The following is an 11956-nucleotide window of genomic DNA, read 5'->3' on the forward strand; positions in this document are numbered from 1 at the left end:
TCGCCCGACGAGTGCTGACGGACCGGCCGCGGGAGACCGGCTGACGGACAAGGACTGTACGGAGGCCACGGACCGTGCGGGCGAGCGGGACGCGGTGCGGGCGGCGCACCGCCCACGGAGCCGGTCCCGCACGCACCGCGCGACCGGTACCGTACGTCCGCGCCGGCGGGCGGTTCAGCCGGTGCGCAGGGAGCGGACCACCATGTGGTGCGGCCGCCAACCCGGGTAGGGCTCCATCGTTCCCACGTGCGCGAAGCCGTACTTCTCGCAGCGGTCGAGGATCACGTCGTTGCCCTCCGCCACCAGTGCCGCCGCACGCTCCTCGGTCCGTCCCCGCAGGAATCCGTCGAAGAGCTGCGCCCCCAACTGCGAGCGCCGCCACGGCCGTCCGACCAGTAGCTCGCAGACGCCCACGGTGCGGCCCGGCCATTCGCGGATCAGCTCGGGCGCGGGCGCCGGGGCGAGCCCGTCCCACCAGAGGGTGTCGACGGGGAGGGTGTAGCCGTAGATGTAGCCGGCGACCCGTTCGCCGTCCATGGCTGCGAGGAGCTCGAAGCCGGGCCGGTCGCCGTGCCGGATCAGCCGGTCGCCGATCGGCGGGTCGCTGTGGTCGCTGAGCTGCGCGGCGTGTGCGTAGCACTGCTCGTAGGCCCGGGCGAAGGGCTGCGGGTCCGCGGCGACGGCCGGGCCGTCCAGACGGACGAAGGTCGGTGCTGCGCCGGCGGGTCTCTCGGTGGTGGCGTTCTTCATGCGGCATCCCCTTCGGGCGGTGGCAGGGTCGGTGAGCGGGCGGCCGGGGCCGTCGCTCAGCGGCGACGACCCGGTGCGGCCCGGCGGGTCGGGGGGTGGGCTAAGAGGCCGGTCATCTCAGAGCGTCACCGACTGCAGACGGGTGGCGGCGGACGAGCCGGGCCCCTCCAGCGGCGCGGGCTGTCCCTGCCGCGGCGCGGGCTGTCCCTGCCGCGGTCCGGGCACCTGCCCGGCCAGGAACTCCGCGCGCTCCACGACGAGTTGCAGCAGTCCGCCCAGATCGTCGGCGGTGGTGCGCGGGTGCAGCAGCGTCGCCTTGAGCCAGACCCGCCTGACCCCGTCGGAGTCCGGTACGGTCGCCCGGCCGAGCACCGCCAGCCCCTCGGCGAGCAGCTGCCGCCGGATCGCCGCGACGAGCGCGTCACCGGCCTCGTCGGGCAGTCGGTCGGCCGCGACGGGCCGGAAGAGCACCGTGGAGATGCCCTCAGCCCCCGTCCGGCGGCGCAGCGCCTCGTTCCGGTCGATGTCCTGACCGAAGCGGGTCGCCGTGCGCACGCAGTGCTCGACGGTGCGGCCGAGACCGTCGCGGCCCAGCGCGCGCAGGGTGGCGGCGATCTTCAGCACGTCCGGGCGCCGGGAGGTCTTGATGGAGCGGCCGAGCAGGTCGGGCAGGCCGGCTTCGGTGTCGTCGTCGGCGTTGAGGTAGTCGGCGCTCAGCGAGAGGAACTTCAGGCTGTCCGCCTCCGCGACCGCGAGTACGCCCGCGGCGACCGGCTGCCAACCGAGCTTGTGCAGGTCGTAGGTGACCGAGACGGCCTCCTCGATGCCGTGCAGCCGGGGCGCCAGCTCCGGACTGAACAGCAGCGGTCCGCCGTACGCGGCGTCCACATGCATCTCGGCGCCGAACGCCCGGGAGACTCGGGCGATTTCGGCGAGCGGGTCGATCAGGCCCTCGTCGGTGGTGCCGGCGGTCGCCACCACCAGCGCGGGACCGCCACCGAGCGAGGCGAGCGCCCGGTCCAGGGCGGCCGGCACCATCCGCCCCTCCACGCACTCCACCGTCACCGGTACCGGAAGCCCCAGCATCCAGGCGGCCCGTCGGACGCTGTGGTGCGCGTTCTCCCCGACCAGCACCTGCACGGTGCGCTCGCCGCGCGCCTGGGCGCGCTCCCTGGCCAGCAGCAGCGCCACCAGGTTGGACTCGGTGCCGCCGCTGGTGATCACCGCGTCCGGGGCGGACTCCCGGGGGTAGACCAACGAGGCCAGTTCCGCGGTGACTTCCTCCTCGATGACCGCGGCGCCCGGCGCCTGGTCCCAGGAGTCCATCGAGGGGTTGAGCGCGGAGGCCGCCAGGTCCGCGGCAGCGGCCACGGCCAGCGGCGGGCAGTGCAGGTGCGCGACGCAGTAGGGGTCGGCCGGGTCGGCGGCGCCCTCGGCGGCGGCCCGTACGACGTCGTACAGCGCGTCCTGGGCACCGACACCCTGCTCGGGAAGGAGCGGAGTGATCAACGCCCGGGTCCGCCGGGCGACTTCCTCGGGACCGCCGGCGGGCAGCGGGCCGTCCCGTCGGGCGGCGCCGTCGGCGAGCGCCTCGAGCGCGACCGCGGTCAGGGCACGCAGCGCGGCGGGGTCGCCGGCCCCCGCCGCGACGGCGGTGGCGTCCGCGGCGGCTCCGGCCGGGGCTGCTCCGGCCGCCGGAGCTGTCACGGAGCGGTCCCGGCTCTCGGTGCGGTGCGCGAACCCGCCACCGTGTACGGGGTCGGCGCCGTGTACGGGGTCGGCGTCGGTTGCGGGGCGCTCGGCCCCGGCTGCGTACTCGCTCACGCGGCAGGCTCCTGATCCATGGGTACGACGGCCTCGGGCACCTCGGGTGTCCCGGTTCTGCCGCCGTGGGCGGCGGAGCCGGGGCGGGAAACGGCGCGGACGCACGGTTTCCGGCACGCCGAGGAGGGAGAACGCAGCATGAGCGAACCCTTCGAAGAGGTGGGCGAGTTGGCGGGTCAGTGCTGCTGTGCAGTGTGCCCGGACTGCCGCGGTATTACGGATCGACCACGGCCGTTTTGGTGCCATGACTCGTGCGCGACAACCGACCGACGCAGGTACTTAGGCTACCCTAACCGCCTTGGTCGTGGATCTCGGAACGCCATGGCGGTGGTCACATCCGAGCCGCGTCCTGCCGCGGGCCCACGGCCCGTCAGTCGCTCCTCACCGCCTGCCTGCTGAGCGGTATGACCAGCGGCACGCCGGTCTCCTCGTCGTGGCGCACCCGCGCCCGGAGGCCGAAGGCGTCGGCGAGCAGCTCCTCGGTCAGGACGTCGGCGGGCGCCCCCTGCGCGACGATCCTGCCGTCCTTCATCACCACCAGGGTGTCCGCGCAGCGGGCGGCCAGCGAGAGATCGTGCAGCACCACCACCACCGTACGGCCCGTCTCCCGGTTCAGCTCGCCCACCAGGTCCAGCACCTCGACCTGGTGCGCGAGGTCGAGGTGGTTGGTGGGCTCGTCCAGCAGCAGCAGCTCGGTCTCCTGGGCCAACGCCATCGCGATCCAGGCGCGTTGGCGCTGACCGCCGGAGAGTTCGTCCAGGGTGCGCGTGGCCAACTCGTAGGTGCCGGTGCGGCGCAGCGCCTGGGCGACGGCCTCCTCGTCGCCGGCGTCCCAGCGGCGGTACCAGGTCTGGTGGGGGTGCCGACCGCGCGCGACGAGGTCGGCGACGGTCAGCCCCTCGGGCGCCAGCGGGGTCTGCGGCAGCAGGCCGACCGTCTCGGCGACCCGACGGGTCGGCAGCCGGTGGATCGGCGTTCCGTCCAGGAGCGCGCTGCCGCTCATCGGCTTCATCAGCCGTCCGAAGGCGCGCAGCAGTGTCGACTTCCCGCAGCCGTTGGGGCCGATGATCGCGGTCACCGAGCCGTCGGGGATGTCCAGATCCAGCTCGTGGACGACCGCCCGGCCGCCGTAGCCGAGCGTCAGCCGGTCGGCGCGCAGCCGCACCGCCCGGCCGTCCGCGGTGCGGGGCGCCTTCGCCTCCTCCGGCGAACGGCGTGCGCGCGGGCTGCCGTCGGGGACACCGCCGTTCTTCGGGGCGCCGCGGTCACCCGGGGTGCCGCGGTCCTTGAGGATGTCGGTCACGACGTACGGGCCTTTCCGCTCCGGATGAGCAAGTACAGCAGATAGGGCGCTCCGAGAGCCGCGGTCAGCACACCGACCGGAAGCTCCACACCGCCGAACGCGGTGCGGGCGAGCACGTCGGCCCACACCGTCACCGCCGCGCCGAGCAGCGCGGAGGTCAGCAGCGGCGGTGTGCCGGACCGCAGCAGCCGCAGGGCGAGTTGGGGGCAGGCGAGCGCCACGAAGGCGATCGGCCCCGCGGCGGCCGTCGCGGTGGCCGTCAGCAGCACCGCGGTGATCAGCAGCGCACCGCGGGCGAGGGCCAGCCGTACGCCCAGCGCGGTCGCGGTGTCGTCGTCGAAGGCGAGCGCGCCGAGCTGGAAGGTGAGCACCGCACCGAGCGGCAGCAGTACGGCCAGTGCCAGCGCCGCGGGTCTGGCGGTGTCCCAACCCGCGCCGTTGAGGCTGCCGTTGAGCCAGATCAGCGCGCGTCCGACGTCCACGATGTCGGCCTTGAGCAGCAGCCAGGAGAGCACGCTGGTCAGCACGGCGTTGACGCCGACGCCGATCAGCAGCACGCGGTAGCCGCTGAGTCCGTGCCGCAGGGACAGCGCCGCGACCACCCCCGCCGCGGCCAGGCCGCCCGCGACTGCCGCCAGCGGAACGCCCACCTCGGCCAGCAGGCCGCCCACTCCCCCGTTGGCGCCCCCGATCACGATCACCGCGACCGCACCGACGCCGGCGCCCGAGGTGATGCCGAGAATGTCCGGGCTGGCGAGGGGGTTGCGGGCGATGCTCTGGAAGATGGCGCCGGCCAGGCCGAGCGAGGCACCGACCAGCGCCCCCACCAGGGAGCGCGGCAGCCGCAGTTCGTAGACCACCAGCCGGTCGATGTCCTCGCCGCCGCCGAGCAGGACGGCGATGACGTTCGGCACCGGCACGGAGATGTCGCCGCGTCCGACGTTCATCACCACCGCCGCGCACAGCAGCGCCGCGACGACCATCGGCAGCAGCACCGCACGGGGGCGCCACACGGTGGAAACGGGCCCCAGCCGCACCGGTCTGCGGCCGGGTACGGCGACGGCGCCGCGCGCCTTCGCGCTCGCAGGCCCGGCCTTCGGGCCGCCCGGAAGCCCGGTGCTCGGAGGTCCGGTGGTCGGGGGTTCGGTGCTCGCAGGCCCCGATTCGCCGCCGGTTCCGCGCTGGGCTCCGCTCACGGTCTTCTCCGTCGTCGCGTCTGCTCCGTCGTCGACGGGCGCAGCGGCCCGTCCACCCGTACCGGTGGTGTCGTCGTTCACAGCCTCACCGGCTTCACACGGCGCACCAGGTAGACGAAGACCGGCCCTCCGAGGAGCGCCAGCATGATGCCCACCTCCAACTCCCCCGGCCGCGCCACCAGTCGGCCCAGGGTGTCGGCGGCGACCATGAGCGCGGCACCCAGCAGCCCGGAGTACGCGACGATCCACCGGTAGTCGGGGCCGGTGAAGTGGCGCGCCACATGTGTCGCCACCAGACCGACGAATCCGATGGGCCCGCACACCGCGACCGCCGCGCCGGTGAGCAGAGTGATCGCGGCCATCCCCGTTGCCCGGGTGGCGCCGATCCGTACGCCCAGCGAGCGGGCGACGTCCTCGCCCAGCGACAGCGCGTTCAGGCCGGGTGCGTTGGCGGCGGCGAGCAGCAGTCCGATCGCGATGAACGGCAGCAACTGGACGGTCGTCTCGATCGGGCGTCCGCTGACGCTGCCGACGGTCCAGAAGCGGTAGGTGTCCAGGGCCGCGCGGTCCATGATGACCATGCCCGCGGTGAGAGCGGTGAAGAGCGCGTGCACCGCGGCTCCGGCCAGGGCGAGGGTGATGGGGGTGGCACCGCCGCGTGCGAGGGTGCCGACGAGGTAGACGATGGCGCTGGCCACCGCCGCACCGACGAAGCCGAACCAGATGTAGCCGTAGAGCCCCCCGATCCCCAGCAGCGAGATGGAGGCGACCACGCACATCCCGGCCCCCGCGCTGACGCCGAGCACCACCGGGTCGGCGATCGGGTTCCTGGTGTGGCCCTGCATCAGCGCCCCGGCGACGCCGAGCGCGAGTCCGGCGACGAGCGCCAACGCCGTGCGCGGCAGCCGGAGTCGGCGGACCACGATGTCGCCCTCGGTGCCGTTCGGCGACCACAGTCCGTGCCAGACCTGCCCGAGAGTCAGCGAGTTGGCCCCGTAGGCGACGCTCAGCAGCACCGCCACCGCGACCAGCGCCGCCAACACCAGCAGCCCCAGCCACCGTTTGCCCCGCTGCCCCCTCGCGACCTGCGACGTCACCCGTTCTGCGGGCGGCGCAGATAGCGCTTGCATCACGATTCCCTCCGCGGCGCCGTGCTTTAAGTTAGGCGAGCCTATCTTTAGGTCGCGCAATCCCATGAGAGAGGGGACCCCTGATGAGAGCCCGTTGGCTCAGTCGCTTCGGCCGTACCGTCGGCGCCGTCGCCATCACCGCCGGACTGCTCGCCACCGCCGCGTGTGGCAGCTCGGACTCGGACAAGGATACGGACGGGTCCAAGGGCGGCTCCTCCGGCTCCTCAGGCTCCGCCTTCCCCCGCACCGTCGAGCACGCCATGGGCGAGACGGAGGTCAAGAAGGTCCCCGAGCGCGTGGTCGCCCTCGACATGACCTTCGTCGACGCGACGCTGGCCCTCAAGACGGACGTCGTCGGCTACACCACCTTCGCCGCCCCCGACGAGCCGCTGCCGGAGTACTTCGGCGACGACGCCCGCAAGTACGGCAAGGACGCCAAGCCCGTCGGCCTCCTGGAGGAGGTCAAGCTCGAGGAGATCATCAAGCTCAAGCCGGATCTGATCCTCTCCGCGAAGGTCCGCCACGAGAAGATCTACAAGCAGCTCTCCAAGATCGCCCCGACGGTCTTCACCGAGACCACCGGGGCCACTTGGAAGGAGAACCTGGAACTGGTGGGCGAGACCCTCGGCAAGGAGGACCTGGCCAAGGACCGGATCGAGGGCTTCGAGAAGCGGGCGAAGACGATCGGCGACGCGGTCCGCAAGTCCGAGGACGGCAACCCGACGGTCTCCGTGGTGCGCTTCGTCGACGGCCCGACCCGCCTGTACAAGGAGGACACCTACACCGGCGTCATCGTGGGCGACCTCGGCTTCGAGATGCCCGAGGACGCCCGGGGCAAGGGCTTCAACGCGGACATCTCCGAGGAGGAGATCAAGCGGATCGACGCCGACGACATCTTCGTCACCGCCTTCCCCGACCCCGAGGGCGCTTCGCAGAAGTCCAAGGACAAGTTCCAGGCGAATCCGCTGTGGAAGCAACTCAAGGGCGAGGTCCACGAGATGAGCGACATCACGTGGATGCTGGCGGTCGGCCTCTACGGCGCCGACTCGGTGCTCGACGACATCGCCAAGACGTACAAGGTGGACGCCGCCCGCAACTGACCCCGCCGCAGCGCCCGCGAGGGCCGGGACCGGACCGCCGGTTCCGGCCCTCGCGCCGCGTCCGGGCGGGTGCACGGCGCACGAGGGCGTGCGGCCGGGGACGTGCGGGGGCATGCGGACGTGCGGCCGGCCGGGTGGGGACGGGCGGGCGTGCGGGCGTGCGGGACGGGCGTGAGCGGGAGAGTGCGCGCGGGGTGCGCGAGCGATGCGCGTCCCGATGTGCGGGGCGCGTGACCCCGGGCACCGGTGGGGCGTTGAAGAAACGTGACTTCCACCAGTACCCCACAGTCCGCGACCCGCTGGCGGAGCGAACGACCCGAGGAGCGAAGGCCCGACGCCCTCCTCGCGGGCGAACGGAAGCCCTCCGGGTCTGCAGCAGACGAAACGGTTCAGCAGGCCGCCCCGACCCCCATCTACGCCGCACTGGCGCGCCAGTGGAGCGCCGAACACCGCACCGTCCCCGGCGACTTCGACCAGGAGTGGACCACGCTGGTGGACTACGCCACCTGGCGACGCCGCCAACCTCGTCTGCCTCGCCAGTAGCACCGGACCTGTGCCCGCACCGCCACCGCACCCGCACCCTGCGACACTTCTCTCCGCCGCGTCCCCCACACCCCGTTGCCTCCGCCTTCCCCACCGGCTCCACCACTCCCACGGCCCCCACCTGCATCTTTCCGGTCGCAGTCATGGCCGACAACCCGCTTGACCCCTGACGAAGTTGTCGCGATTCGCCTAGCCTGAGCGCGTTCATGCCACCGAGAGCACAAAGCGAGGGCTCGAAGATGAGCGGGTTGCGTGTGTCCATGGACATCGGGGGCACCTTCACCGATGTCGTGGCCTACGACGAGAGGACCGGTCGCTATCGCGCGGGCAAGGCGTCGACCACTCCGCACGATCTGACCGAGGGCGTCATCGCCGCGCTGTCCACAGTGTTACCGCCCGGGGAAGCGGGTCCGGCCGACATCTCCTTCCTCGTCCACGGCACCACCCAGGGCCTCAACGCCTTCCTCCAGCGCCGCGGCACCCGTGTCCTCCTGCTCGCGAGCGAAGGCGCCTCGGACACGTACCACATCGCCCGGGGCCCCCGGACGAGGCTGTACGACCTGCACTACCGCAAGCCCGAACCGCTGGTGCCGCGCGGTGACATCGAGCCGATCGGCGGCCGACTCGCCGCCGACGGCAGCGAGTTGACGCCGCTGGACGAGGACGCGGTGCGCCGCGCCGCCCGCCGCTTCGGGGACGAGGGTTTCGAGGCGGTCGCCGTGGCGTACCTCTTCAGCCACGCGAACCCGGCACACGAGCTGCGCACCCGCGAACTCCTGCGCGAGGAGCTGGGCGAGGACGTCACCGTCTCGCTCTCGCACGAGGCCGCCAACGAGTGGCGGGAGTACGAGCGCACCTCCTCGGCCGTGCTGGAGGCGTACATCGGGCCTGTGGTGCAGCGCTATCTGAGCACGCTGGGCGCGACCCTGAAGCAGCGCGGGCTCGCGGTGCCACTGCACGTCATGCAGTCCTCCGGGGGCGTCAACACCGCCGACTCCGCACGTCATCGCCCGTTGCAGACGCTGCTCTCGGGACCGGTCGGCGGCACCATGGGCGGCGTCGCACTCTCCCGGACGCTGGAGCGGCCACATCTGATCTGCATGGACATGGGCGGCACCTCCTTCGACGTCTCGCTGGTCGTGGACGGCCGACCGGATGTCACCTCCGAGGCCCGGCTGGAGGGGCTGCCGGTCCTGATGAGCGTGGTCGACATCCACACCATCGGCGCCGGCGGCGGCAGCGTCGCCTGGCAGGAGGCCGGCGGGCTGCGGGTGGGCCCGCGCTCCGCCGGCGCCACTCCCGGCCCTGCCTGCTACGCGCGCGGCGGAACCGAACCGACCGTCACCGACGCCGACCTGGTGCTCGGCAGGATCGACGAAGCCACCTTCGCCGGCGGGGAGTTCGCGCCGCGCTCCGAACTCGCCCTGGAAGCGGTCGGATCGCTCGGCGAGCGGCTGGGCCTGGACACGGTCGCGATGGCCGAGGGCATCTGCGAGGTCGCCGGAGCCAAGATGGCGCAGGCGGTCAGGACCATCACCGTCTCCCGCGGCATCGAGCCGCGGCAGTTCTCGCTGGTCGCCTTCGGCGGCGCGGGGCCGATGCACGCGGTCGCCCTGGCACGGGAGTTGGGCATCCCCGAAGTGGTCGTCCCGCGCTTCCCCGGCGCCTTCTCTGCCTGGGGAATGCTGGAGACGGAGATCCGCCGGGACTTCGCGGAGCCGTTCTTCCGGCCCGAGGAGGACCTCGACCGCGCCGAGATGGCCGAGCTGCTGGAGAAGACCGCGGCGGAAGCCCTCGGCTCGCTGGACAGCGAGGGTGTGCCCGCCGCACGCCGCCGCACCGAGTGCGCCGCCGACATCCGGTACCAGGCGCAGGAGTACACGCTCACCGTGCCGCTGACCGACCCGCGCGAGCCGCTGCACGAGGACTTCCCGGCCAGGATCGCCGCGCGCTTCGCCGACCTCCACCAGGAGCGGTACGGCCACGCCAACCCCGGCGCCCCGCTGGAGTTCGTCGCGCTGCGCACCACCGCGCTGGGTGCGCTGGACGCAGCGCCGCCCGAGCTGCTGCCCGCGGCCGCGCACCAGGATTTCGCGCACCGCACCCGTCCGGTGGTCTTCGACGGCCGACCGCTGGAGACCGTCGTGGTCGACCGCGAAGTGCTCGCGCCCGGCCACGAGTTGAGCGGCCCCGCACTCGTGCGGGAGCCGACCGCGACGACCGTCGTACCGCCCGGACACCGGCTGCGCCTGGACGCGCACGGTTCGCTCGTCATACGCGAGGAGAAGAAGTGACCGCTCCGGACACCACACTCGACCCGGTCACCGTCGACCCGGTCACCGTGGAGATCATCCGCAACGCCGTGATCTCCGCCGCCGACGACATGAACGCCACCCTGATGCGCTCGGCCTACACCCCGATCATCTACGAGTGCGGGGACTGCGTGGTGGCGCTGCTGGACGACGAGCACCAGGTGCTCGGCCAGTCCGCCGGACTGCCCATCTTCCTCGGCAACCTGGAGAGTTGCACCCGCGCCACCGAGGAGCGCTTCGGGCGGGAGGTGTGGCAGCCCGGTGACGTCTGGATCCTCAACGACAGCTATCTCGGCGGCACCCACCTCAACGACGTGACCATCTTCGGCCCCGTCTTCACCGACGAGGAGTTGGTCGGCTTCACCGCGACGCGTGCGCACTGGATCGACGTCGGCTCCAAGGACCCGGGCGGGTCGATGGACTCGGTGAACATCTTCCAGGAGGGTCTGCGGATGGGGCCGCAGAAGCTCGTCGAGGGCGGCGAGGAGGTCAAGGGCGTCATCGACACCATCGCCACCAACGTGCGCTTCCCGTACCCGACCACCGGCGACATGAACGCCATGATCGCCACCATCCGGATGGGCCAGACCCGGCTCGCCGAGCTGGTCGACCGCTTCGGCACCGCACGGCTGCGCGCGGCCCGGGACGAGATCTTCCGCCAGACCGAGGAGTTGGAGCGCGAGGTCGTGCGCGGCATCCCCGACGGGGTGTACACCGCCGAGGGAGTGCTCGACAACGACGGCATCGACCTGGACACCACCGTCCCGGTGCGGCTGCGCGTCACCGTCAGCGGCGACCGGCTGGAGTTCGACATCACCGAATCGGCCGACCAGACGGTGGGGCCGATCAACTGCGGTGCCGCACAGGCCGTCTCGGCCTGCCGGGTCGGCTACAAGCTGCTGGTCAGCCCGGACGTCCCCGGCAACGGCGGCTCCTTCCGACCGCTGTCCGTACGGGTCCGGGAGGGCTCGGTCTTCGGCGCCCTGCCGCCCGCCGCCTGCCAGTGGTACTTCTCCCATCTGGGTCTGCTCATCGACCTGGTGGCCAAGGCGCTCGCACCCGTGCTCCCCGACCGGGTCGCCGCGGCCAGCCACGGCGACTCGATGATCGTCATGTTCGCCGGCGTCGACCCCCGCAACACCAGGCCGTACGTCAGCCTGGAGGCCACCCTCGGCGGCTGGGGCGCCTGGGAGGGCTCGGACGGCCAGGACGCGTTGATCAACAACGTCAACGGCTCGCTCAAGGACATCCCCGTCGAGGTCCTGGAGAGCCGGTTCCCGCTGCGCGTCCGGGAGTACGGCATCCGCCCCGACTCCGGCGGAGCCGGTCGGTGGCGCGGCGGCAACGGGGTGGTCCGCGAGTACGAGGCACTGGCCGACTGCACCGTCTCGCTGTGGTTCGAGCGCTCGCTGACCCCGGCCTGGGGGCTCTTCGAGGGCCGGGACGCCGCGCCGCCGGAGGTGGTCGTCAACCCCGGCCGCGAGGACGAGCGCCGACTGCTCAAGTGCAACGGCATGGCGCTGCGCGCGGGCGACGTGGTGCGGTGCGCCACCGGCGGCGGCGGGGGCTTCGGTCCGGTCGAGCAGCGCGACCGGACCGCGGTCGCCGCCGATCTGCGGGACGGTCACATCACCCCGGAAGCCGCGCGGACCGCGTACGCCGCCCCCGCGGACTGACGCACGGCGCGGACTGACGCGCGGCGCGGGCGGGCCGGCGGGGACGAGCCGCCGGGGCCGCGGGGACGCTCGGGGCGAACGGCGGGGCGGCGCACGGCGGTTGGGCACGGCGGTTGGGCACG

9 protein-coding genes are annotated in these 11956 nt (G+C 72.8%); 4 read left to right on the plus strand and 5 right to left on the minus strand.

Annotation, left to right across the window (positions count from 1 at the left end; all coding sequences use genetic code 11):
- Nucleotides 1-174 precede the first annotated feature (174 nt).
- From MTQ01_RS19515 to MTQ01_RS19535, 5 genes are all read right to left on the minus strand, one after another.
- Entirely contained in the window at nt 175-750 is a 576-nt protein-coding gene (locus MTQ01_RS19515; RefSeq protein WP_247491955.1) for a hypothetical protein, read from the minus strand.
- Between the two features lie 117 nt (nt 751-867).
- On the minus strand, nt 868-2457 hold the full coding sequence (locus MTQ01_RS19520) for an aspartate aminotransferase family protein (protein WP_374207804.1): 1590 nt from the start codon (nt 2455-2457) through the stop codon (nt 868-870).
- A 487-nt stretch (nt 2458-2944) separates the two neighbouring features.
- Nucleotides 2945-3739 carry an ABC transporter ATP-binding protein gene (locus MTQ01_RS19525; protein ID WP_247491989.1) on the minus strand — a complete coding sequence of 265 codons (795 nt, stop codon included), beginning with the start codon at nt 3737-3739 and terminating at the stop codon, nt 2945-2947.
- A 134-nt stretch (nt 3740-3873) separates the two neighbouring features.
- Entirely contained in the window at nt 3874-5154 is a 1281-nt protein-coding gene (locus MTQ01_RS19530) for an iron ABC transporter permease (RefSeq protein ID WP_247491957.1), read from the minus strand.
- Nucleotides 5151-6203: an iron ABC transporter permease gene (locus MTQ01_RS19535; protein ID WP_247491958.1), complete on the minus strand. Its 1053-nt coding sequence runs from the start codon at nt 6201-6203 to the stop codon at nt 5151-5153. Before MTQ01_RS19535 ends, MTQ01_RS19530 begins: the two co-directional genes overlap by 4 nt.
- 83 nt (nt 6204-6286) lie before the next feature.
- On the opposite strand from MTQ01_RS19535, the gene MTQ01_RS19540 reads away from it, so the two are divergent.
- The 4 genes from MTQ01_RS19540 to MTQ01_RS19555 all read left to right on the plus strand — a co-directional run bounded on the left by MTQ01_RS19540 (nt 6287) and on the right by MTQ01_RS19555 (nt 11834).
- Entirely contained in the window at nt 6287-7303 is a 1017-nt protein-coding gene (locus MTQ01_RS19540; protein WP_247491961.1) for an ABC transporter substrate-binding protein, read from the plus strand.
- A gap of 264 nt (nt 7304-7567) precedes the next feature.
- Nucleotides 7568-7846 (plus strand): hypothetical protein, encoded by a 279-nt coding sequence (locus tag MTQ01_RS19545; protein WP_247491963.1) that lies wholly within the window; start codon nt 7568-7570, stop codon nt 7844-7846.
- A gap of 239 nt (nt 7847-8085) precedes the next feature.
- Entirely contained in the window at nt 8086-10140 is a 2055-nt protein-coding gene (locus MTQ01_RS19550) for a hydantoinase/oxoprolinase family protein (RefSeq protein ID WP_247491965.1), read from the plus strand.
- Nucleotides 10137-11834: a hydantoinase B/oxoprolinase family protein gene (locus MTQ01_RS19555; protein WP_247491966.1), complete on the plus strand. Its 1698-nt coding sequence runs from the start codon at nt 10137-10139 to the stop codon at nt 11832-11834. Before MTQ01_RS19550 ends, MTQ01_RS19555 begins: the two co-directional genes overlap by 4 nt.
- Nucleotides 11835-11956: the final 122 nt, after the last annotated feature.

This window comes from Streptomyces sp. XM4193 (assembly GCF_023072595.1).
Taxonomy (GTDB): Bacteria; Actinomycetota; Actinomycetes; order Streptomycetales; family Streptomycetaceae; genus Streptomyces.

Excerpts from the sequence above, each read along its gene's own strand:
- MTQ01_RS19515 (WP_247491955.1), bottom strand. The coding sequence starts at position 750 with ATGAAGAACGCCACCACCGAGAGACCCGCCGGCGCAGCACCGACCTTC.
- MTQ01_RS19535 (WP_247491958.1), bottom strand. The coding sequence starts at position 6,203 with ATGCAAGCGCTATCTGCGCCGCCCGCAGAACGGGTGACGTCGCAGGTC.
- MTQ01_RS19540 (WP_247491961.1), top strand. The coding sequence starts at position 6,287 with ATGAGAGCCCGTTGGCTCAGTCGCTTCGGCCGTACCGTCGGCGCCGTC.
- MTQ01_RS19550 (WP_247491965.1), top strand. The coding sequence starts at position 8,086 with ATGAGCGGGTTGCGTGTGTCCATGGACATCGGGGGCACCTTCACCGAT.